This window comes from Endozoicomonas sp. (assembly GCF_965196975.1).
GTDB lineage: Bacteria > Pseudomonadota > Gammaproteobacteria > Pseudomonadales > Endozoicomonadaceae > Endozoicomonas.
In genome coordinates this window covers 4,316,245-4,339,351 of sequence record NZ_OZ239981.1, presented here as the reverse complement: position 1 = coordinate 4,339,351, position 23,107 = coordinate 4,316,245, and the positions used below count along the sequence as shown (strand labels likewise).

21 protein-coding genes are annotated in these 23,107 nt (G+C 44.8%); 9 read left to right on the top strand and 12 right to left on the bottom strand.

Annotation, left to right across the window (positions count from 1 at the left end; translation table 11 throughout):
- The first annotated feature begins 2 nt into the window (after positions 1-2).
- Positions 3-1,403 (top strand): Re/Si-specific NAD(P)(+) transhydrogenase subunit beta, encoded by a 1,401-nt coding sequence (gene pntB / locus ACOCLE_RS19485; protein ID WP_419533873.1) that lies wholly within the window; start codon positions 3-5, stop codon positions 1,401-1,403.
- A 66-nt stretch (positions 1,404-1,469) separates the two neighbouring features.
- The gene (locus ACOCLE_RS19480) at positions 1,470-1,838 is read left to right on the top strand and encodes an MmcQ/YjbR family DNA-binding protein (RefSeq protein WP_419533872.1); all 369 of its coding nucleotides are present in this window, start codon (positions 1,470-1,472) and stop codon (positions 1,836-1,838) included.
- Here the strand turns inward: ACOCLE_RS19480 and gcvA are convergent.
- The gene (gene gcvA / locus ACOCLE_RS19475; RefSeq protein WP_419533871.1) at positions 1,744-2,724 is read right to left on the bottom strand and encodes a transcriptional regulator GcvA; all 981 of its coding nucleotides are present in this window, start codon (positions 2,722-2,724) and stop codon (positions 1,744-1,746) included. The genes ACOCLE_RS19480 and gcvA overlap by 95 nt on opposite strands.
- A gap of 121 nt (positions 2,725-2,845) precedes the next feature.
- On the opposite strand from gcvA, the gene ACOCLE_RS19470 reads away from it, so the two are divergent.
- Complete coding sequence (locus ACOCLE_RS19470; RefSeq protein WP_419533870.1) at positions 2,846-3,052, top strand: DUF1127 domain-containing protein; 207 nt, start codon at positions 2,846-2,848, stop codon at positions 3,050-3,052.
- A gap of 317 nt (positions 3,053-3,369) precedes the next feature.
- Positions 3,370-4,404, top strand: a complete 1,035-nt coding sequence (locus ACOCLE_RS19465) for an IS481 family transposase (RefSeq protein ID WP_419533178.1) — start codon at positions 3,370-3,372, stop codon at positions 4,402-4,404.
- A 58-nt stretch (positions 4,405-4,462) separates the two neighbouring features.
- Here ACOCLE_RS19465 and ACOCLE_RS19460 read toward each other — a convergent pair whose 3' ends face one another.
- Positions 4,463-5,245, bottom strand: coding sequence for a hypothetical protein (locus ACOCLE_RS19460; RefSeq protein ID WP_419533869.1), 783 nt, complete (start codon positions 5,243-5,245; stop codon positions 4,463-4,465).
- A gap of 14 nt (positions 5,246-5,259) precedes the next feature.
- Here ACOCLE_RS19460 and ACOCLE_RS19455 point away from each other — a divergent pair, with 14 nt between their 5' ends.
- The gene (locus tag ACOCLE_RS19455; protein ID WP_419533868.1) at positions 5,260-6,540 is read left to right on the top strand and encodes an ISKra4 family transposase; all 1,281 of its coding nucleotides are present in this window, start codon (positions 5,260-5,262) and stop codon (positions 6,538-6,540) included.
- Between the two features lie 8 nt (positions 6,541-6,548).
- Here the strand turns inward: ACOCLE_RS19455 and ACOCLE_RS19450 are convergent, their stop codons facing one another.
- From ACOCLE_RS19450 to ACOCLE_RS19440, 3 genes are all read right to left on the bottom strand, one after another.
- Positions 6,549-7,640: a hypothetical protein gene (locus tag ACOCLE_RS19450; RefSeq protein WP_419533867.1), complete on the bottom strand. Its 1,092-nt coding sequence runs from the start codon at positions 7,638-7,640 to the stop codon at positions 6,549-6,551.
- Positions 7,641-7,952: 312 nt separating this feature from the next.
- Positions 7,953-8,795: a deoxyribonuclease IV gene (gene nfo, locus ACOCLE_RS19445; RefSeq protein WP_419533866.1), complete on the bottom strand. Its 843-nt coding sequence runs from the start codon at positions 8,793-8,795 to the stop codon at positions 7,953-7,955.
- On the bottom strand, positions 8,792-9,433 hold the full coding sequence (locus tag ACOCLE_RS19440; RefSeq protein WP_419533865.1) for a helix-turn-helix transcriptional regulator: 642 nt from the start codon (positions 9,431-9,433) through the stop codon (positions 8,792-8,794). The genes nfo and ACOCLE_RS19440 overlap by 4 nt, the downstream gene beginning before the upstream one ends.
- Before the next feature lie 702 nt (positions 9,434-10,135).
- Here ACOCLE_RS19440 and ACOCLE_RS19435 point away from each other — a divergent pair.
- Positions 10,136-10,606 (top strand): hypothetical protein, encoded by a 471-nt coding sequence (locus ACOCLE_RS19435; RefSeq protein ID WP_419533864.1) that lies wholly within the window; start codon positions 10,136-10,138, stop codon positions 10,604-10,606.
- Between the two features lies 1 nt (position 10,607).
- Here ACOCLE_RS19435 and ACOCLE_RS19430 read toward each other — a convergent pair whose 3' ends face one another.
- Positions 10,608-11,888 (bottom strand): ISKra4 family transposase, encoded by a 1,281-nt coding sequence (locus ACOCLE_RS19430; protein WP_419532972.1) that lies wholly within the window; start codon positions 11,886-11,888, stop codon positions 10,608-10,610.
- A gap of 150 nt (positions 11,889-12,038) precedes the next feature.
- Between ACOCLE_RS19430 and ACOCLE_RS19425 the strand changes: the two genes are divergently transcribed.
- Positions 12,039-12,665, top strand: a complete 627-nt coding sequence (locus ACOCLE_RS19425; RefSeq protein ID WP_419533863.1) for a hypothetical protein — start codon at positions 12,039-12,041, stop codon at positions 12,663-12,665.
- Here the strand turns inward: ACOCLE_RS19425 and ACOCLE_RS19420 are convergent.
- The 3 genes from ACOCLE_RS19420 to ACOCLE_RS19410 form a co-directional block, all read right to left on the bottom strand.
- The gene (locus ACOCLE_RS19420; RefSeq protein WP_419533862.1) at positions 12,648-13,589 is read right to left on the bottom strand and encodes an alpha/beta hydrolase; all 942 of its coding nucleotides are present in this window, start codon (positions 13,587-13,589) and stop codon (positions 12,648-12,650) included. The genes ACOCLE_RS19425 and ACOCLE_RS19420 overlap by 18 nt on opposite strands.
- Entirely contained in the window at positions 13,589-14,233 is a 645-nt protein-coding gene (locus ACOCLE_RS19415; protein ID WP_419533861.1) for a transcription termination/antitermination NusG family protein, read from the bottom strand. The genes ACOCLE_RS19420 and ACOCLE_RS19415 overlap by 1 nt, the downstream gene beginning before the upstream one ends.
- 424 nt (positions 14,234-14,657) lie before the next feature.
- Positions 14,658-15,824 carry a phosphoglycerate kinase gene (locus ACOCLE_RS19410; RefSeq protein WP_419533860.1) on the bottom strand — a complete coding sequence of 389 codons (1,167 nt, stop codon included), beginning with the start codon at positions 15,822-15,824 and terminating at the stop codon, positions 14,658-14,660.
- A 600-nt stretch (positions 15,825-16,424) separates the two neighbouring features.
- Here ACOCLE_RS19410 and ACOCLE_RS19405 point away from each other — a divergent pair.
- Positions 16,425-17,210, top strand: a complete 786-nt coding sequence (locus tag ACOCLE_RS19405) for a hypothetical protein (protein WP_419533859.1) — start codon at positions 16,425-16,427, stop codon at positions 17,208-17,210.
- Between the two features lie 60 nt (positions 17,211-17,270).
- Complete coding sequence (locus ACOCLE_RS19400; protein WP_419532972.1) at positions 17,271-18,551, top strand: ISKra4 family transposase; 1,281 nt, start codon at positions 17,271-17,273, stop codon at positions 18,549-18,551.
- A gap of 136 nt (positions 18,552-18,687) precedes the next feature.
- On the opposite strand, the gene tnpC is transcribed toward ACOCLE_RS19400, so the two are convergent.
- The 3 genes from tnpC to ACOCLE_RS19385 form a co-directional block, all read right to left on the bottom strand.
- Positions 18,688-20,193 (bottom strand): IS66 family transposase, encoded by a 1,506-nt coding sequence (gene tnpC / locus ACOCLE_RS19395; RefSeq protein ID WP_419532963.1) that lies wholly within the window; start codon positions 20,191-20,193, stop codon positions 18,688-18,690.
- A gap of 128 nt (positions 20,194-20,321) precedes the next feature.
- On the bottom strand, positions 20,322-21,380 hold the full coding sequence (locus tag ACOCLE_RS19390; protein WP_419533858.1) for a type I glyceraldehyde-3-phosphate dehydrogenase: 1,059 nt from the start codon (positions 21,378-21,380) through the stop codon (positions 20,322-20,324).
- Positions 21,381-21,478: 98 nt separating this feature from the next.
- Positions 21,479-22,726: a Bcr/CflA family multidrug efflux MFS transporter gene (locus tag ACOCLE_RS19385; RefSeq protein ID WP_419533857.1), complete on the bottom strand. Its 1,248-nt coding sequence runs from the start codon at positions 22,724-22,726 to the stop codon at positions 21,479-21,481.
- Positions 22,727-23,107 lie beyond the last annotated feature (381 nt).

Below are 23,107 nucleotides of genomic sequence, written 5' to 3'. Positions count from 1 at the left end.
CAATGTCTGAAGGATTACTGGTAGCGGCTTATCTGGTCGCTGCATTAATGTTTGTTATGAGCCTTGCCGGGCTTAGCCGACAGGATACGGCAAAAAACGGCAATATATACGGCATCACCGGTATGGTGGTTGCGGTTCTGGCAACTCTTGCTCATGCCCATATTGCCGGTGTTACCCTGGTCACTCTCTGCATGATTGTTGGTGCCGGCGTTGGTCTTTATCTGGCGATTAAGGTTCAGATGACGGAGATGCCACAGCTGGTTGCCATTCTGAACGGCTTTGGTGGTCTGGCAGCCGTTCTGATCGGTTTTGCCAGTGCGCTGGAAGTGAATGACTCGCTGGTGGGCCAGTTTAAAGACTTGGTCATGTCGACTGAACAGCTGATTCACAGCTCCGAAATCTTTATCGGGATTATCATTGGTGCGGTGACGTTCAGTGGTTCGGTTGTGGCTGCGCTGAAGCTTCATGGCAAGATTTCCAGCCGCCCTGTGTCACTGCCTGGAAAGCACTGGACCAATCTGGCCATTCTTGCCCTGGCGGTTTTGATGGGTGTTGTGTACGTACAGCAGCACAGTATTCTGGCTCTGTTGCTGGTTACCATCCTGGCGTTTGCTTTTGGTGTAACCCTGGTGCTGGGCATCGGCGGTGCGGATATGCCTGTCGTGGTATCCATGCTGAATGCTTACTCAGGTCTGGCGGCGGCCATGACCGGCTTTATGCTGGGCAACAACCTGCTGATCATTACCGGTGCCATGGTTGGTTCTTCCGGTGCAATCCTCTCTTACCTGATGTGCTCGGCCATGAATCGCTCGTTTATTTCGGTGATTCTGGGTGGCTTTGGTACCGAAGAAGGTACGATCGTCGAAGGTGGTGATCAGGGTGAGTACACTGAAGTCAGCGCAGAAGAAGTTGCGGAGCGTCTGAAGAACTCTTCCAGTGTCATTATCACCCCAGGCTATGGCATGGCCGTTGCTCAGGCTCAGCACCCTGTTCGTGATCTGGTCAATAAGCTGCGGGACCGTGGAATCAAGGTTCGTTTTGGTATCCATCCGGTTGCCGGTCGTCTGCCGGGTCATATGAATGTACTGCTGGCAGAGGCGAAAGTGCCTTATGACATCGTTGAAGAGATGGATGAAATCAACGATGACTTTGCCGATACCGACACGGTACTGGTCATCGGTGCAAACGACACTGTGAACCCGGCTGCTGCCGAAGATCCTAATAGCCCAATTGCCGGCATGCCGGTACTGAGGGTCTGGGAAGCTGGAGAAGTGATCGTATTCAAACGTTCAATGGCCACCGGTTATGCGGGTGTTCAGAACCCACTGTTCTTCCGTGAGAATAGCCGTATGCTGTTTGGTGATGCGACTGACAGTGTTGAACAGATTCTCAAACAGTTCTGATAATCCTTCCTCCCTGGCTGGCAGCTAACGCTGCCAGCTGGCACTCTCTTCAAGATTAAAACGACGATGGATATTCCTGCCCTGAAGTCCTGGTGTGATGAACTGTTAGGCATTCGCTTTGATGTTAAATGGGGTGGTGTCGACGTTTACAGTGTCCACAAAACCAAGATGGTCTGTATCTTTTACGACGGCTGCAAGATGGCCTGTAAGTTACCAGATGACCTTTTTCTGATGATGACGGGAATACCCGGTTGTCGACCAGCGCCACATCTGGCGAGAGCTGGATGGGTGGAGTTTGGTGACGATTGCCATTTATCAACAGCAGAGTTACAAGATCTGATTACCCAGTCCTGGAATCTGGTGGTGGATAAGTTGCCCAAGTACGCCCAGAAAGCCTTAAGACCAGACTCCTATACTGCACGTAGCTCTGTGTGAGCGTACTGAACTCTTCACACGCATGTTTAAGCCAATGCGAAAATACCCGTATTCTTGGGTCAGATTGACTGTCTGGACGACTGACGAGGTAGTAGGAAAAGCTGGATTCCAACACCAGCTCAAAAGGTTTGATCAACAACCCTTTATCCAGATCATCTTTGACCAGTGATGCCCTGCTCAATGCAACGCCATGACCCGTTCTGGCCAGATCAAGTAAAAGTCCAGCGTCTGTTATTTGTGTGCCGTAACGTACCTCAAGCTGAGTACCTCCGGCTTGGTCCAGCCACTCCCGCCATGTTATGGCGCCGACCCCGGCATCCTGCAGGAGTGGCACTCCATCGAGCTCATGAATTCCTGGATTATCAGTACTAAAGAAATCAGGTCTGCATACTGGAAACGCCTTTTCTTCCATTAAGAACTCAGTACTCACTCCGGGATAGTTGCCCGCACCAAATCGAATGGCCAGATCAATGTCTTCTCTGGAAAAATCCGTCAGTGCCAGCGAGGGCAATAAGCGAATTTCGATATCAGGGTGTTGTTGAGAAAATTGACCCAGCCTGGGTATAAGCCAGCGTGAGGCGAAGGATGGGAGTACTGATATGTTGAGGTAGTGGTAACGATCAGTACGAACTTTGTTAAGGCCTTTTTCCAGCTCCCTGAACGCTTTCTGTACATGAATAAGCAACCGTTCGCCATTGTCGGATAAGTGCAGTTGGCGGGTCGTCCTTCGAAATAGTGGTATCCCAAGTTCCTCTTCAAGGTTCCGTATCTGCTGGCTGACAGCTGCCTGAGTAATATTCAGCTCATCTGCTGCACGGGTAAAGCTGAGATGTCGTGCAACGACTTCAAAGGTTCGAAGCCCTTTCAGAGAAGGAGGGCGGGCCATGGCGTACCTATTTATTAGTTTTTCTTATAAATGGAGAAAAAATATATCGTTTGTCCGGAGTGAAGATCAACCTTAATTTATAAGCCCAGATCAACAACATTTATGGAAGGAAAATACAAAGATGGATACTTCTATAGCTGGAGAGTTCTCTTATTTTGATTTGAGTAAAAAAGTAATCAGGAAATTAAAATCACTGATCATTACCTGGAAAGTGCGAGCCCAGTCCCGCAAACATCTTGCTGAAATGGATTCGCGGCTATTGAAAGATATTGGCTTAACAGAAGCAGATCGCTCTCAAGAGATAGTTAAGCCATTCTGGAAAAGGTAATGACTATCGATCACCTGTTATTGCTATATTTTTTAAGTAACTATACGCTCACAAGAATTGGAGAATGATGACTCGGTGAAACTGTTCTTGAAAACAGTCTGGATCGCATTTCATCAAGCTTTGCCTGGGACCAGAAATTAATTTGCCATGGGGCATAGTTACTGGTCCACAAAAACAATTTTAATAGGTTTACGAACAGGTTTTTAGCTGGAGTAGTTCAGACTTAATCTGACATTTTCTTCTCATCAAAAGAAAAGGGTTACCGATTTAGAAAGAAGGTGAGTTCACTGAAATCTAAATCATTAAAGGTGACCCTTATGATTCACACCAACCAGAAAATCATCAAGCACAAGGTCGGGCTACTGAACCTTGCAGATGAGCTCGGAAACATCTCTAAAGCCTGTAAAACCATGGGTGTCTCCAGAGATACATTTTATCGTTACCGGGATGCTGTTGATGAAGGTGGGGTCGAAGCACTTCTTGATCAAAGCCGAAGAGTTCCAAACCTCAAAAACCGAGTAGACCCCGCTGTTGAAAAAGCGGTTCTTGAGTATGCGGTAGAAGATCCTGCCCATGGGCAGGCCCGTGTTTCCAATGAACTTCGCAAGCAAGGTATCTTCGTCTCTCCCAGCGGTGTGAGAAGCATCTGGCTAAGAAATGATCTGGGAAGCTTCAAACTGCGCCTCAAAGCCCTTGAAGAGAAAGTGGCTCGAGAAGGAATCATTCTCACCGAGTCCCAGGTCAGGGCACTTGAGCGCAAGAAGCTGGATGATGAGGCCAGTGGTGAGATTGACACAGCGCACCCTGGCTACCTTGGTTCACAGGACACTTTCTATGTTGGAACCTTTAAAGGTGTTGGCCGCGTTTATCAGCAGACTTATGTTGATACTTACTCCAAGGTAGCGCAGGCCAAACTCTATAAGACAAAGACCCCAATTACGGCTGCAGACCTGCTCAATGACCGCGTGTTGCCATTCTATGAAGCTCAAGAGCTACCTGTGCTCAGAATACTGACAGACAGAGGTACAGAGTATTGTGGTCGTGCTGATCAACACGATTATCAACTTTACCTGGCGGTGAACGACATTGAACATACGAAGACGAAAACCCGGCATCCACAAACGAATGGAATCTGTGAACGCTTCCATAAAACGATTCTGCAGGAGTTTTATCAACCTGCATTGAGAAAGACGCTGTATACGAGTATTGAGATGATTCAGTCAGATCTGGACGAATGGTTAATTCACTACAATACTGAGCGTACCCATCAAGGTAAGCAGTGCAACGGGAGAACGCCGATAGAAACACTGATTGATGGGAAAGAGATCTGGAAGGAAAAGTTCATAGCCTGAATTTAACCTGACAGACACCTTCTTGAAAATCGGTAACTGTCAGGTCAGGTCTGAACTTCTACATTTTAGCTCTGGCTTTGAATCCTTCCAGCAGAGCTCTTCTTCCAGCATATGATTCATAGTCCTTTCCTGCCTTACTTAATTCTGCCTTAGTTACAGAACCAAGCTTTCTCCCCAGTTCAGCACCTACCACAAGAAAGTTGTTCAGAGAACGGAAGTAGGGCAGTGATGTGGCTGCATCGCCTGCAATACAAATGAGTTTTCCAGAGGGAGTTACATGTTGAACTTTTCTGGCATGAAAAGAGGAAAGTACATAGGGAGTGATCTCTTCACTACCTATAATAGCGGCTTCCTGACAAAAATTATTTTTGATAGACATCCAGTTTTCTATTTTTTCTTTAAGTGATGGTGCAAGTTTGCTTGCAGATAGCTTTGCGCCTTTTTTCAAATTATACCCATGTAGGCTTTTGTATTCGTCTTTGGTTATAAAAAAGTCGATGGTCACTTCTTGCCTGTTATCATCCAGAGTTCTGACTCTTTCATCGACAGGAGATAACATGGCTTTGAAGGTAGCATACCCATAACGGAAAAAGTTAAACCAGCTGCTGGATAGCCTCTCTGTCTGTCCTTCAATCTGATATTTCACACGGACTCGGTATTGGTAATCTCGATGAGACTTAAATTCGGATTCTTCATCACTTGATGAAAGTTCTGAGAATTTAATTTCCTCACCTTCATATTCAGGGTTATCCGCCATTTGTAAAAGTGCTTTGGGTGCTCTCTCTGAATGATTGAAACAATAGTGCTCTATTTTCACAGCTACTATGGGAACACCACTCATAATAGTTAACTGTCATGCCCGCTTCTGTTATTTCCAGCTCTACCAAAAGCATCGTTTTGCAAATTGAAGTTTCTATAGATTCAGGCAACATGCTGAATCTTGAAGATAGTTTACAGCGTGCACTCAATGAAGCCGGGCAGCTTGGAACAAAAGAGTTATTGGGGCTATTTGAATCACCCAATAAAGAACCTATCGTCGTTAATCAGCAGAAGTGGAACTACAAAGGAAAGGTTCTTAAGCACTATGAAACCTTATACGGTCGTATACCTTCGGAGCGCTCCGTATATCAGGGTGTCAGAGGTGGCAGTACTCTGGCAGCACTTGATCTTCGTGCCGGTATTATTGGTTCAGCTACCCCCAAATTTGCCAAGTCTATCGCCTGGAAATACAGCCAGATGCCAGCGCCTGCGGTAAAAGAAGATTTTGAGACCAACCATCAAAGGACGCTTTCAAATTCTTATATCAAGCATTTATCGGACAGAGTAGGTGCATTAATTGAAGACCAGCAAGACACTCACTACCACCTTCCTCCACTAAAAGAGCCTGTTGAAACAATAGCCATTGGTCTGGATGGAACCTGCATGCTGCTTTGTGAAGAAGGCTGGAGGGAAGCCATGTGTGGGACATTGAGCCTATATTCTGCAGATGGAGACAGGCTCCACACGATATATACAGCCAGTTCGCCAGAGTATGGTAAACAAAGCTTTATGAGCAAGCTCGACGAGGAGATTGCAGATCTAAAACGACTCTACCCAAATGCCACATACATCGGGGTAGCTGACGGGGCTAGAGAAAACTGGAGTTATTTGAAACAACATACCTCTGGGCAGATACTCGATTTTTATCATGCATCTGAATATTTAGCTGGAGCAGCGGAAGCACTGTTTCCAACCAGTAAGGCGAAGCGACACCAGTGGCTTGAAGACAGGCTACATAGTTTGAAAAACAAGCGTGGAGCAGCCAAAAAAATCCTTCAGGAAATTGAATCAGCCGAGCTCCCGAAAAAGACAATCGCACTGACAGAGAAGCGCTACAAAGCTGTGAGCTATTTTACAAACAATCACCAGTTAATGAATTATCATCAGGCGCTTAAACGCCATTGGCCAATAGGTTCAGGAGTTACTGAAGCGGCTTGTAAGACTCTGGTAAAGCAACGATTATGTGGTTCTGGAATGAGGTGGAAAGCAACAGGAGCGGAAGTGCTTTTGACAACAAGAGCACTGATCCAGAGTAAGGGGCGCTGGGAACAACTTTGGTCTGAGTTCATGACTGGAAAGGTTGAAGCTAACCTATGAGTCAGTTATCAAATTGAGAGAGCACCCAGTGCTTTTCTACCTTTTGAATGAGCACCATCTGCACAGACGAGAGCATCAAAAGCTACTTTTCCAGCATTAAAAGCAACTTCACCATCACTAATAGAAACTACTTCATAGCCTTTTCCTGCATGCATCGTTATACCCATTCTTTCAGCAATCGCCTTAAGATCGGTTTCGAAATCTTTGCAGCTGATTTGACCACGCCTGTTGAGAATTTTCTTTCTGAGTGTTTTAAGGCCTTCTCTTAAAATATCATTGTTGAAGCACTCGATAGAATCGAAACAGCTATCATCAATATTAACAGTATGATTACGGGCATATTCTGTTCTTTTTTCAAACATCTCAATGTTGGTATTTTCCTGTTTTGCTTTTAATTGCAATGCACTCCATAGAGCATTGGGTCCCATACCAACAAAAACAACTTTAAGAGATCGTTTGTTAATAGGTGTGCCATTCCCTGGCAGTTGCTCTTCACTGAGCATATTCCTATTTACATCCAATATCTGAAAAGCCTGACGATTACCAAGATTAGTGCCATTCCCTGGCAATTGCTCTTCACTGAGCCCATTCCTGTTTACATCCAATGACTGAAAAGCCTGACGAAAATTATGATTAGAGCCATTCCCTGGCAGTTGCTCTTCACTGAGCCCATTCCTGTTTACATCCAATGACTGAAAAGCCTGACGAAAATTATGATTAGTGCCATTCCCTGGCAGTTGCTCTTCACTGAGCCTATTCCTGTTTACATCCAATGACTGAAAAGCCTGACGAAAATTATGATTAGTGCCATTCCCTGGCAGTTGCTCTTCACTGAACCTATTCCTGTTTACATCCAATGACTGGAAAGTCAGGCGAAAATTATGATTAGTGCCATTCCCTGGCAATTGCTCTTCACTGAGCCTGCTCCTTTCTTCTTCCAATGCTCTGGACACTGAACGATGTCTAATTAAGTTGCCAGTCCTTGGCGTTGGCTCTTCATTGAGCTCATTTCCACGTGCATCCAATTCAGAAAAAGTCATTGCATCAGGACACTTAGTTAAATCTTTGGCTCCTGTAGTTAAATAAGATCCTGACAACACCTTGAAATTACCCCTTATGTTTAATTATTGATTGTATTATGAAAATAACGTACGTTTCAAACATACGTTTAATTTAATTGTTTTTTGGATTATTTCCAGTACGAGTGAGTTAGTTTCACTGACAGAGGTGTCAATATGGGTAACAAGAGGTTTTTTGGTGTAGGCTTTAGCTGTTTAGTTTTTGATAACTGTTTGAAATAAAATACTTATTTTTGCAATAGTTTATTTTTTTAATATTCTAAATCATGGGCGAGGATACTCGTAGAGGGGGGATGACAAAGAGCTTTTGGCTCTTTGTCGAGTTTTAGCGGGTTATGCAGTCATCATTTTTAAAGCCGTAATTTCATCAGGCCATAATGTTTCATCAATGGTTTCGAGAACCATCGGGATACCATCAAATCGGTTATCTGCCATGATATAGCGGAATACTTCCCAGCCGATCTCACCTTGCCCCAGGCTGTGGTGCCGGTCTTTTCGTGAGCCCAATACACCTTTTGAATCATTAAGGTGCATGCCTTTCAGGTAGTTAAAGCCAATGATTTTATCGAATTCAGCAAATGTTTTCTGGCAGGCATCCTGAGTACGAAGGTCGTAACCTGCAGCAAAGGTGTGACAGGTGTCGAGACACACTCCAACACGGCTTTTGTCTTCAACCTGATCAATGATTTCAGCGATTTCATCAAATTGCCATCCCAGATTGCTTCCCTGACCTGCCGTATTCTCTATCACCGCAATAACTCCCTGGGTTTGCTCAAGAGCCATATTGATGGACTGGGCAATTCTGCCCAGACAATCCGACACATCAATTTTTCTTAAGTGACTGCCCGGGTGGAAGTTAAGTCGGTCAAGGCCAAGCTGCATACACCGTTCCATCTCATCAATAAAGGCCAGTCGGGACTTTTCAAGAGCTTCCTGTTCAGGGTGACCAAGATTTATAAGATAGCTGTCGTGTGGAAGGATTTGTTCTGGTTTGAAGTTGTATTTCTCACAGCGTTCTCTGAATAACTCTATACTCTTCATTGAGAGTGGTTTGGCACTCCACTGTCTCTGGTTTTTTGTGAACAGGGCAAAGGCGGTTGCGCCGATTTCATGAGCATTTACTGGGGCATTTTCTACACCACCGGCCGCACTGACGTGTGCTCCAACATACTTCATTGATTGGGACTTCCTGTAGGTTCTATTCGATACGTGCAACGGCGAGCACCATCTAAAATGTACTCAATGCGATTTACCGTTGCCTCTGGCGTAAAAAGATTTTTGAATACCCGTAGCTCAGAGTGGCAGAAATTCTGGCAGGCCTGTGCTGCAGCGCAAATTGGGCAGTGGTTTTCAATAAATAAAAAAACATCGCCCTCTTTTATGTAAGAAGCCATATAGCCTTCACTGGTTCTTATCCTGACAAGTGCAGCTATTTTAGATTCCAGTGTAGGTTGATCTATGAGTTCTTTTTGATAGATGTGCTCTGAGCTTTGACTTCGATGTTCAATCAGTTGACTAAGAGCCGGGCCACCAAATACTTCTTTTATCGAAATGATCATGTCGAGTGTTAACTGATCATGACAATCTGGAAATTGAGAATGAGCTTTCTGAGTAAGGTGCCAGGTTTTTCTTGGGCGGCCAACTCCGATGCGAATGGTCCTGGTACCCACCATTGCTTTATCCATCAGTTTTTCCAGGTGGCCTCGAGCTCCCATGCTCGTAATATTAAGTAGTTTTCCCAGGTCGCCAGCTGTCAGAGATCCTTCTGTTTTCAGGAGGTGGAGGATCTGATCCAGCGTTTTCTTATCTTTCATGCCCCAGAATTATATGGAGTACTTATTATTTTGTAAATCAAATGCTTTACAAAATAATAAGTACCAAGCGTAGCCTGAATAGGTAGATAAAAAAAATCAAAAAAGTGAGGGGCGTGATGAGTATTTCTCTTAAATATGACAATGTCACAGTAATGTCTATTGAAAGATTATTCCCTGTTTACCTGTTATTTTTCCAAATATTATCATTAAAGGAGGAGAAGAAAATCCAGAGAGTGATTGATCAGTGGGTACATCTAGGAGGTGGGAAAAACGCTACAACATTGATTGGATTGTTTCTATTAATCTGAAAAAAAGCAACGGTTGTTTAATAGGTAGGCCGCTGTGGGCTACAAAGTCCGTAAGTACAGTACCTATCGGTCAGCAGGTGCTCATTGCGATTAATAATAATAGCTCTGCTAATTATGCATTTAGTTTTGATGACTGTATACACCCGCAAAATTTTCAAAGACCTGTCGGTACATTGAGAATAATATAAATATTGAAAAAGAAACCCAATAGCGCTTACTTCCAGTTTTCATTAAGATGAGAAGGCAATGCTCCAATAGTTTTTCCAGATACTTAGTGTTGGAACTTTTTATATAAAGTATGATCGAAGAATCAAAAAGCATATTTATTTGATACAGCTGACTTCGCGAGCAGGGCCTGCTAGTTAAGAAAATATTTTTATGTATGGGGTTGAATATGGCAAGCCTGAGCCTTGGACCAATTGATGCATTTAATCATGTTTGGAGGGAGGAGGCTGATAAGCATACCGATTTTAGTATTGCTAAAAGTGTCATAGCAGACTTTTTTCATTTAATTGTCAGGCTGGTGAAAAGTCTCAGAGCTGGTTTTATTGGATTGATTGGTGGGTACGCTGTTACACAGGTTGAAGCGCAGGAATATTTGCTTCGTAATGAGAAAAGTGAATATCCTAATCGCTCTATTTGTACTTACTCTGTAAGAGAGCTAGAGAAAGAGGAAAACACCCTTATTCTTACAACGGGAACTAGAGATTACACCGTTAAGCTACTCCCGCCTATATTTATTCTTCCTGAAAATTATGATTCTCACTTAAAAATCGTGATGAGTGCTTTTTCTCCTGAAATGCAGTGTTGTATAAGTATTGAAAAACAGGAAAAATTACGGGTGCTCTCTCAATTTGATAACTGACTCATAGGTTAGCTTCAACCTTTCCAGTCATGAACTCAGACCAAAGTTGTTCCCAGCGCCCCTTACTCTGGATCAGTGCTCTTGTTGTCAAAAGCACTTCCGCTCCTGTTGCTTTCCACCTCATTCCAGAACCACATAATCGTTGCTTTACCAGAGTCTTACAAGCCGCTTCAGTAACTCCTGAACCTATTGGCCAATGGCGTTTAAGCGCCTGATGATAATTCATTAACTGGTGATTGTTTGTAAAATAGCTCACAGCTTTGTAGCGCTTCTCTGTCAGTGCGATTGTCTTTTTCGGGAGCTCGGCTGATTCAATTTCCTGAAGGATTTTTTTGGCTGCTCCACGCTTGTTTTTCAAACTATGTAGCCTGTCTTCAAGCCACTGGTGTCGCTTCGCCTTACTGGTTGGAAACAGTGCTTCCGCTGCTCCAGCTAAATATTCAGATGCATGATAAAAATCGAGTATCTGCCCAGAGGTATGTTGTTTCAAATAACTCCAGTTTTCTCTAGCCCCGTCAGCTACCCCGATGTATGTGGCATTTGGGTAGAGTCGTTTTAGATCTGCAATCTCCTCGTCGAGCTTGCTCATAAAGCTTTGTTTACCATACTCTGGCGAACTGGCTGTATATATCGTGTGGAGCCTGTCTCCATCTGCAGAATATAGGCTCAATGTCCCACACATGGCTTCCCTCCAGCCTTCTTCACAAAGCAGCATGCAGGTTCCATCCAGACCAATGGCTATTGTTTCAACAGGCTCTTTTAGTGGAGGAAGGTGGTAGTGAGTGTCTTGCTGGTCTTCAATTAATGCACCTACTCTGTCCGATAAATGCTTGATATAAGAATTTGAAAGCGTCCTTTGATGGTTGGTCTCAAAATCTTCTTTTACCGCAGGCGCTGGCATCTGGCTGTATTTCCAGGCGATAGACTTGGCAAATTTGGGGGTAGCTGAACCAATAATACCGGCACGAAGATCAAGTGCTGCCAGAGTACTGCCACCTCTGACACCCTGATATACGGAGCGCTCCAAAGGTATACGACCGTATAAGGTTTCATAGTGCTTAAGAACCTTTCCTTTGTAGTTCCACTTCTGCTGATTAACGACGATAGGTTCTTTATTGGGTGATTCAAATAGCCCCAATAACTCTTTTGTTCCAAGCTGCCCGGCTTCATTGAGTGCACGCTGTAAACTATCTTCAAGATTCAGCATGTTGCCTGAATCTATAGAAACTTCAATTTGCAAAACGATGCTTTTGGTAGAGCTGGAAATAACAGAAGCGGGCATGACAGTTAACTATTATGAGTGGTGTTCCCATAGTAGCTGTGAAAATAGAGCACTATTGTTTCAATCATTCAGAGAGAGCACCCAAAATTACTTGACTCTCATGAAGGAGAAGCTGCTGCCTTTGAAGCAGTGTATACAATTAACCTAAATATGCATCCATTTGCTGTGCACTCATCCGGTTTGCAAGAGAATAGCTTTTCTAATAAAGAAGATGGAAGAAAGCAGGCTAATAGAAAGGCTTTGGCTGGTACAGTTGCCAGTTTGTGTGAGTTGCAGAAATTTATAAGTTTTGTACCTATACAAGATCAGCATAGAATTACTTTCAATCTTCTTTCTTCTGGTCTCTGTAAAATAATGTTTGATGAAAAGATCTATGACTCAGACGTCCCTAAAACTAAAAGGGAGTCATTAAGAGATCTCGTATTGCTTGGTCGGGAATGTAAGCTGGCCAGAAGTCCTGCTTTAGCAAAGCGTTTTGATCTCATTACTCGTGACTCTTATTATGAAATCAAAATAGGTAATTGCTCTTTTTTTTCTTATAGAGATTTTTGCAGTAGGAAAGATGTTATCGATATTTTGGAACAATGGCTTAGATCCATTTCACATCTCGATCTTACTATTCAACGGTTGCTATCAATTGAAGAGAAAGGATATTTCTATCAGATTCTATATGGTCATCAACCATTAGGCTCACCTCATGAGAGCCTTAGGAGCGCATGCGAATTTGTGGGGCGTTTGAATACTAAATGCATAGTAGAGTCACTGACCGATATTTGATGCCAACCATTTCATGTAGTGATCCCTTGTTTCCTCAAGTTCATTCGGAAGGTGATGGCGAGCTCCATCGAGCCAAAGCACTTTAGGAGAGAAGTATAGTTTGTCCAATGCATGAATATTATACTTTCCGTCTACCGTTGTATCATTTGTACCTTGAATGATGAGAGGGCTTACGGGTATCTGTACATCAGATGACTCTATTCGACGAATCCAGCGATCCAGTGCTGACACCCATTGAGTTGGCAAAATAGTTGGTGCCAGAGGGTCATTGTGAGCCTTGCTCAGAAAGTCCTCGTCCCGACAGTTATCATTAAATTTTCTCGGTATTTGACGGATAAAAGGCCTTATGAGGTAAAGTTGAATACGGCTTATTCCCCATAACCATGGCCGCACGAGAGGAGCCGAAAGGATAACCTGTTCAAAAGGTACAGGCATGCTTTGCCTGGCCTGATGATTCAAGAGCTCAGTGATGATTGCACAACCGGTACTTTGCCCATAAGCAAGCCATGGTTTAGGTAAGATCGGCACACAGTAGTTGATCAGGTCTTCCAGAACTAACCGGTAGATTTCAAAGTCTTCAATCGTTGCGGACGCGCCACTTGATAAGCCGTGTCCAGGCAGGTCATACGCCAAAACATTGTAGTTCTGCTCAAGAAAGAAGCGAATGATGTGTTTAAAGAGACCTACATGATCATAATAACCGTGCAACAGAAAAACGGACCCTATAGCGCCAGAGCGTGTATATAAGTGACAGGAAATACGATAGCCGTGACTATTTACGTAGCCTAATCGGTGCTGAACGCCTGATATCCTATCTTCAAGGTCAATTTCGTAATATCGGAAATAGGCTTTTTCAGTAGAAAGAGGTACATCCTGATAATACGAAAGAGGACGCATACCTGTGATGAGCTTGAGTCTGTCCATTAACTCTCTTCGGGCACTTTCTGTAAGTCTTTCAGGGGAACTTCAATCTGTTTTTTGGCAATAACCTGCTCTTCAATTCCTTCCTTGGTTCGCAGGCTTTCAATAAACTGAATAAGAATAATGCCACGATCCATGTTAACACCTTTTATAAAGGTGCTTTCAAGGTGACGAAAGAGTGGATTGTCATACAAAACGGACTCTCCCTCCCTGAACCGGATGGATACCGGTTTCTCGTCAGGTATACAACCATTATATTTCCAGACAAAGGCCTCTATCTGGTCGATCAGTTGATCGCCATGAGGTATTGGGCTGGGGAGCAGTTTATCCAACTCGCTTTTGGGCAACTTTCCTTCGTGAAAGAGCTTATGGCTGACTTTGTTAAATCGCACCACCTGAGTAATCCCCCGGGTAGAGCGGATTTTGTGGTATGAGGGAAGATCTTTCTTGCTCAGTCGAATAAAGAGATAGCCCGGAAACAACGGAGCTCGGCAGCTCTTCTCCTGAATAAGTGGGCAATATGCCTCAAACCCTTGGCTTTCAAGGTTATCCTGCGCTCTGATCTCGGCTCTGTACTTTGCCTTGAGTAGATACCATCCGTGTTTCAAAATCGCTTCGCTAGATGACATAACAAATCCTTTTGGCAAAATTGACTGGGGAAAACCTGTTTTGAGGAAAAGAGCACCAAATCACGGGTAAGCGTTTCCTGCGGTGTTTGTGCTTCATAATCAGGCTTACTGGCTGGTTGGCAAGCTGCTGAGCTGTCGTACGGATAACATTCTCCCTGTTGATCGTGAGCAGCATATAACAGTACAGGCCATGCGTTTTGTGGATAAACAATGCGCCATATGACTGGTTGAAGTCGACACAATGGAGGATTTTGGCACGAATAGGATCGATTGATCTACTGGTGTTCAACGGGAGCATTCTACAGGACATAAATATACAGACAATACTCTGTAAGCAGCAGCACCCTGTAAGGAAAGACTAGTTTGGCGGGTAAGCAAGTAGAAAAGATGGGTGGCCGGAATAAAGAAATGGATACCGGTCACCCATGAAAATACGCAGGATTTAGCGCTTGGCTGCTTCTTCGAGCATCGCTACTGCTGGGAGCACTTTACCCTCGACAAACTCAAGGAAGGCACCGCCACCGGTAGAGATGTAAGATACTTTTTCTTTGATGCCGTACTTGTCAATGGCCGCCAGAGTATCGCCGCCGCCGGCAATAGAGAATGCATCAGAGTTAGCAATAGCCATGGACAGTGAACGTGTACCTTCACCGAACTGGTCGAACTCGAAAACGCCGACAGGGCCATTCCACAGAATGGTTTTGGCTGCAGTCAGAACATCTGCAAACAGCTTCTGGGTTTCAGGGCCAACATCAAAGATCATGTCATCATCTTCAACTTCATCTACCGACTTGATGATGGCTGGTTCATTCTCGTCAAACTTCTTGCCACAGACCACATCGACTGGCATCGGGATGTCACACTTTTCCATCAGGGTTTTGGCCTGAGGGATCAAGTCTGCTTCGTAGAGAGACTTACCAACATTTTTGCCAGCGGCCGCCAGGAAAGTGTTTGCGATACCACCACCAACGATCAGCTGGTCACAAATACCAGACAGGGATTCAAGAACGGTCAGCTTTGTAGAAACTTTGGAACCACCAACGATAGCGGTCATCGGACGCTCAGGTTTATCCATGGCTTTGCCAAGTGCTTCCAGCTCCGCTGCCAGCAGAGGGCCAGCACAGGCAATAGCAGCAAACTTGCCAACACCATGGGTAGATGCCTGGGCACGATGCGCAGTACCAAATGCGTCCATCACATAGATATCGCAAAGGGCTGCCATTTTGCGGGACAGGGTTTCATCATCTTTCTTTTCGCCAGGGTTGAAACGGCAGTTTTCCAGGATAACCAACTCACCAGCTGCCACGTCAAAACCGCCATCGACCCAATCTTTAACCAGGCGAACTTCCTTGCCCAGCAGGTTGCCAATGTAGTCAGCAACTGGCTTCAGGGAGAACTGCTCTTCATACTCACCTTCAGTAGGGCGACCCAGGTGAGAGGTCACCATAACATGAGCACCGGCTTCCAGAGCCTGTTTGATGGTTGGCAGGGAAGCCAGGATACGAGCATCACTGGTGACTTTGCCGTCTTTTACTGGAACATTAAGGTCTTCGCGGATCAGTACGCGTTTGCCAGCCAGATCCAGGTCGGTCATTTTTAAAACGTTCATGGGGAGCCCTCTTGATATTCACTTATGGGCGACTTCTTCAAGAGCGGGCAGCTGTTGTTGGTGCATACTCTTTAGAAATCGCCGGGGAAAACTTCGGAACAGCGGAAAAACGTCGGGGACGATAGCATATAAATGATACTTCAGGTATTCATTAAAGCGCTCTAATGACTTGAATCAAAGGGTCTATCATAGGGTTTCGGAATGTTACATGTATTTGTGGATGCAGTGTTTAGGTTTGTGAATAGGTTTCAATTGACTAGTCGAAAGTAAGAAAAAATTTTGTATTCCTATTTTAACAGCTCCATTGGTGAACTGAAGAAATCAGTGATGGAACTAAGTGATGAGTGAACTGCCAAAGGTATGGGTGGAACTGATAAGAATTTTAAATCCGGGTAATTATAGTGCAAATTTTTCTTGTTTTTATCATACCCGTTTTAGCGTTACTCGAGAGTCGTATGCAGGATGTTACTTTTGATATCCAGAGCATGGACTGCTGTTGATGGCTAATGAAAAGTTTGTTGCTGAATACTGAGGCATCCAATCATCAGCTTGTTAAATGAAAACTGAAGGGAACCATTTCTTGGCTCTACAGTCTTAAGGATGAAAGAAAACTTCTTTTGGAGTGATTTTATAATGGCTACTGGTGGCGTATTGGATAGTACTGTTGGTTTATTAAATCGTTGTGGTACCTACGTTCAAGATACTTTCAACTATTATACCGATACTAATACACGAGGACGAAAAGACAGTCCCTTTCGATATGCAGTTCAGGATACAGTTTGTGATACAGTCAGGACGTTAGCACGTACTGCAAATACTGGTTATGTGTTTGGGTATAACGTATTTGCACTTTGTAATGCTGCTGTTGGCTGGATGCGTGGCGATAGCAATTACCAAAATGCTTCACCGCAGGAGAGAAGTTTCAGATCACTGGACCAATTCCGTGTGAAGGCCGTTCAGGACGCCAACTCAAATCCTATAATGACGCGGCTTGCTAATCTAACTGGGGCAGTTTTTGCCGGCCTAACCGTTATTGCCATTACTGTGCCCGTTTGTTTGGCTTATAAGGGAGTGTTTGTTGGGCTCACGGCTGCCAAGGCGGCGATGGTTTACTCTGAATATTCAAAGTCTGGCTCTTCGGAGATTTTAAAGGCCGCAAAAGAATCCAATCAAGCCATAAACTTTACTTCTTGGAATGACCATTTTCATCAAAAATTTAATGAGCCTCGGCCATACTCCCATAGTGGTGTGCTTGCTACTGCATCTCACGCTTTGAATGCAACCAAAGATCAGCTTGGCGATAGAGCTATAGTTGCCGCTGAAAATCTGGTTAAGGCTTATGTGAAAGTTGGGGGTGATATAGGGGTGCTCTCTCTGAATGATTGAAACAATAGTGCTCTATTTTCACAGCTACTATGGGAACACCACTCATAATAGTTAACTGTCATGCCCGCTTCTGTTATTTCCAGCTCTACCAAAAGCATCGTTTTGCAAATTGAAGTTTCTATAGATTCAGGCAACATGCTGAATCTTGAAGATAGTTTACAGCGTGCACTCAATGAAGCCGGGCAGCTTGGAACAAAAGAGTTATTGGGGCTATTTGAATCACCCAATAAAGAACCTATCGTCGTTAATCAGCAGAAGTGGAACTACAAAGGAAAGGTTCTTAAGCACTATGAAACCTTATACGGTCGTATACCTTTGGAGCGCTCCGTATATCAGGGTGTCAGAGGTGGCAGTACTCTGGCAGCACTTGATCTTCGTGCCGGTATTATTGGTTCAGCTACCCCCAAATTTGCCAAGTCTATCGCCTGGAAATACAGCCAGATGCCAGCGCCTGCGGTAAAAGAAGATTTTGAGACCAACCATCAAAGGACGCTTTCAAATTCTTATATCAAGCATTTATCGGACAGAGTAGGTGCATTAATTGAAGACCAGCAAGACACTCACTACCACCTTCCTCCACTAAAAGAGCCTGTTGAAACAATAGCCATTGGTCTGGATGGAACCTGCATGCTGCTTTGTGAAGAAGGCTGGAGGGAAGCCATGTGTGGGACATTGAGCCTATATTCTGCAGATGGAGACAGGCTCCACACGATATATACAGCCAGTTCGCCAGAGTATGGTAAACAAAGCTTTATGAGCAAGCTCGACGAGGAGATTGCAGATCTAAAACGACTCTACCCAAATGCCACATACATCGGGGTAGCTGACGGGGCTAGAGAAAACTGGAGTTATTTGAAACAACATACCTCTGGGCAGATACTCGATTTTTATCATGCATCTGAATATTTAGCTGGAGCAGCGGAAGCACTGTTTCCAACCAGTAAGGCGAAGCGACACCAGTGGCTTGAAGACAGGCTACATAGTTTGAAAAACAAGCGTGGAGCAGCCAAAAAAATCCTTCAGGAAATTGAATCAGCCGAGCTCCCGAAAAAGACAATCGCACTGACAGAGAAGCGCTACAAAGCTGTGAGCTATTTTACAAACAATCACCAGTTAATGAATTATCATCAGGCGCTTAAACGCCATTGGCCAATAGGTTCAGGAGTTACTGAAGCGGCTTGTAAGACTCTGGTAAAGCAACGATTATGTGGTTCTGGAATGAGGTGGAAAGCAACAGGAGCGGAAGTGCTTTTGACAACAAGAGCACTGATCCAGAGTAAGGGGCGCTGGGAACAACTTTGGTCTGAGTTCATGACTGGAAAGGTTGAAGCTAACCTATGAGTCAGTTATCAAATTGAGAGAGCACCCTGATATAGGGGCTGATATCCAGAGGTGACTGCAATAACAAGCAAACCTTGTTGGCACCCGTTATTCGAGTTAGAGATTAGGTCTTGAGCTTCACAAAAAATGTTCGTAACTATTCAGCACCCAGCAAAGGCGTATTGTTGTAATTTCGAACCGCTTTAAGAAGCGCCTGAAATATGTTCAACCCCTGCTTTTTAGCAGATGATAAATAGCTTCGGATTCGGGTAAACATGGTACCTCCGTCTTCGCTTCTGAAGCAGCCTGAGATCTTCTGCTTAAGTTTGGCCATCCTGGCATCACGTTCACTGCCATTGTTATCGAAGGGAATTGAAAAGTCCGACATGAAGCGCAACGTTTCAACCTTAAACTCAATAAGCCTTTTGAACAGGTTGTAGGCCTTGGTATTCCTGACCTTCTTACGTCCAAGCACCTGTCGTTGTTTTTCCATATAAGCGGTTTCCTTCGTGAGAGCCCTTTGAAGGATTTGGTCGTATATCGTCTCAATGCGAAGCTGTATTGCACCAGGCATTTGAGTCAGACCGGCTGCTTTGTATTTCTTGCAGAAGTGCCAGGAGAGCGTAAGCAATTTCATCAGCCGCAGAGCCAGCTTATTCGCATCCCTATCGACAACTCCCTGAAGCTCTCTCAGATGATGGGCATTACAAAGCACATGCACTGCCGCATAGGCAAAGTAGGACTTCCAATGATCGTGAACCAGAATGCCTGCAAAAGTCAGCAGGATGCCCATTGCATCCATTGCTTCACAACCTCGCCTTTCTGAGAGGTAGTAAAGCGTCCATTGGTCATCTCGCATAATGTGTAACCACCACAGTGAACCGTCAACCCGCATGCCAGTTTCATCCGCTCCTGCAACCGGACTTTCTTGTAAAGCATCGCGGATACTCTGCTCAGTAGAGGCCAGGTTCTCATGGGTATAGGCAACAAAATTGGCAACAGAGCCTGCGCTGACACTCATGCAATAAATAGTATTGAAATACTCAGACACCCGGTGATATGGGATGAAGTGATACTGGTTTAAATGAACAGCCATTGCCTGAGTCACTTCTCCGTATTGAGCAGCGGCTTTCACTCCTTGGGGAAACTCAGCGGTGTTCCGTTTACCACAAGGACATACTTTAACGTCTGCCCAGTACGCGGTAACTTCAAATTCTCCGGGTCTACCTGGATCAAAAACCTGTCGCTCAATGTATTTGGTGGGTTTAATATCGATAAGCGAAGACTGGCAACAGCAACATTTTTCAACCTTCAGATGCCTGACATAATCGGGTAAGGCGACACGTCTCAAACAAGAGCCTTGATGACCTTTCTGGCCACCTGGTTTATTGCCTGAAGATGGTCTAAGGCTTTTGGGGTTCGGTGTTTCCTGTGAGGAGCAGGGGGCTTCTTTGGAAGATGTATCACCTTTATCACTCCCTTTTTTACTGGGCTTTTGATAACCATCTGACGATGGTGGCTTACTACTGTTTTGACTGTTTTTATTAACCCTTTCTTCCAGTTCGCTGCAACGTTCCCGTAAAAGCGCATTCTCGGTCCGAAGCTCTTCATTCTCTTTAAGGAGAGCTTCGGTAAACGGAGTAGCTGGGAAGTCTGGTTCCATACTGGAGATTTGTTAGAAAAATTGAGTATAAGATGATGGTCGAAAAATCAGAAAATTCCAGATTTATATGAAGGGTGCTGAATAGTTACAAATGTTCTTCTCATTCAGTGGCCTTTCATGCTCTGTCTTCAGCTTATCTTTGCTGAATTCAGGGTGTTCTGAACCTTATCCAGCCAGTAGCCAGCTACATCTAGCATTCTATTCGCAAATGCCCATTCATTGTCAAACCAGCATAACATCCTGACCAGCCTATTGGCAGAAACCTGAGTCTGAGTGCCATCAACGATGCACGAGCGGGCATCATGGTTGAAGTCTACAGAAGCATGGGGTTCGTTGGTGAACCCCAGTATGCCCTCTAGGCGGCCAAAGGTTGTCTGCTGCAGAATGCGATTGATTTCGGCTGCTGTTGTGTCCCTGCTAACCTGAACTGTAAGGTCTATACATGAAACATTAATGGTGGGAACCCGAACGGCGCTGGCTTTAAAGCGCCCTTTGAGCTCAGGCAGTAAACGGTTAATACCTTTGGCGAGACCTGTATCCACTGGAATGATTGAATGAAGGGCACTGCGTGTCAGGCGTAGATCGTTCTGATGATAGGCGTCAATAACGGGCTGATCATTCATGGCAGAATGGATAGTTGTCATAGTGCCATATTCGATTCCCAGGGAGTCATTCAGGGTTTTGAGTACGGGCACAATACAGTTAGTAGTGCAGGACGCACTGGAAACAATACGGTGCATCGAGGTTAACTGTTCTTCATTGATGCCGTAAACAATCGTGGCATCTACATCGACTTTGGCGGGCTGGGAAAACAGAAGACGGGAGGCTCCTCTTTCAATATGCAGTTCGGCCGTAGCACGATCGTTAAATGAACCTGAACACTCCAGTAGCAGGTCAATACTCAGGTCTTTCCAGTTGATTTTCCCTGGATCCGGCTCATTAAAAACCCGAATACGGTCATCACCGATAAATAGATGGTTATCTTCTGCTGTAACCACGCTCGGAAAGCGACCATGAGTAGTGTCATATCGTGTCAGATAAGCAAGGGTTTCAATATTGGCAAGCTCATTGATGGCAACCACTTCAATCCCATGGGCTGGGTTCTGACGATAGCCATTCTCGTATAATGCACGAAGTACACATTGACCAATTCGCCCATACCCATTGATGGCCACCCTGTATGTCATCGCTTGTCTTACCCTGCACATCTTGATTTTTAATGAGTGGATTATAATACCAAATCGTTATGACGGGCCTTTTTTATTAACCATTATCATTTTTCTGCCTATCCTGCTTTTGCGCTAGCCTCTTCATGGATCGGAGATGGCTCTGAGGCGTCTCCGTTATTTTTAACCATTAAAAGAGAAGTTACAGAGAGTATTCCACAGCCTGCCATGACTGCGGCCATCGGCATGGCTGTTCCATCATGAAGGAAACCAACCAGCGCAGATGCAATACCCCCCATCGTAAAACGGAGAGCACCAGCCAGTGCATTTGCAGAACCTGCTGATTTTGGAAAGTGAGACAGGGCCAGGGCATTGGAGTTAGGGCCAGTGAAGCCAATACAGGCGATATAGCAGGCAATGGGAATCATCAGGCCTGGAAGTCCACCAAATCCAGTGGCTGTGTTGAGTAAGAGTAGAAGTGCAGAGAGTGCTGCGATTAAGCTGCCAATACGCAGAATAGCAAATAACTTATATTGCTCGACCAGACGTATATTCACCATGTTGGCGACCCCCATGGCCAGGATATTGATGGCAAAAAGAAGGCCATACTGTTCTGCAGGAATGCCAAACAGCTCGATGTACACGAAGGGAGAGCCGGAAATAAACGCAAACATGCCACCAAAGAAAAAGGCATGGCAGAGGATACAGCCAATCGCTTCCCGGTTTTTCAGGATGTTGGTGTAGTTCAGTGCCAGCTGTATTGGAGACACCATCAGTCGGTCTTCATCTGGTAGAGTCTCCTTGACCCGGAAAAATGCCAGAATTAATGACAGGCAGGCGGTAATCGCCAGGAAGATAAACAGGCTCTGCCAGCCAAAGAACTTGAGAATCTGTCCACCCATAAGAGGTGCAGCCAATGGTGCCACGGTCATGACCATGAGAATGGACGACAATGCTTTTGCTACCTGTTCCCTGGGGAACAAGTCCCGAATCATGGCTGGAATGGTAACCATGATTGCTGCTCCGGCCATCGCCTGCAGTACCCGTACAATAATCAGCTGGGTGGCATTGGTGCACAGTGCAGCAAGAATATTGGTCAGAATATAGAAGATGATTCCGGGGAACATGACCGTTCTGCGACCAAATCGATCCGATAAAGGACCATAAACCAACTGGCTGATCGCAAAGCCAATGGTATAGGCACTCAGTGTGTACTGTATCCGGCTAAGAGGCTCACCCATGCTTTTAGCGATGGCTGGCATGGCTGGTAAATAAAGGTCAATGGCTAAAGGCCCAAGGGCTGTCAGGGCCCCAAGGGTAAGAATCAGGAATAAGCGTTCACTCCTATCCATGGTTGAAGTTGTCATTTTTCAGGCTCATATTTTCGGGCAGCCAAGAGCCTTCCTATAGGCTTCAAGAAGATTTTTTCGTCCCGAAATGGCGGTGGCTGCATTTACGTAAAAATTGTGTGATAGCCAGTACTTCTGGCTTAAGAGCCGAACCGCTGTAGTGCCTTTTGATATGTACGACACTGGTGTGTCATTTGTGAGGGAGAGTCTTGTCCGCTAAATCCAGGGGTTAATAGCGAAGAAGGTGGCTACATCGATTTATAGTTTATACGGCTATTAATAATTCTTTCATAAAAGCAATAAGTGATAAATAGATGAGTATACTGGTGCAAATAGTACTTACCAAGAATTTACACCTTAGTAATGCCTAGAGGTAGCTTTAGTAAAGAAAACGGCGAA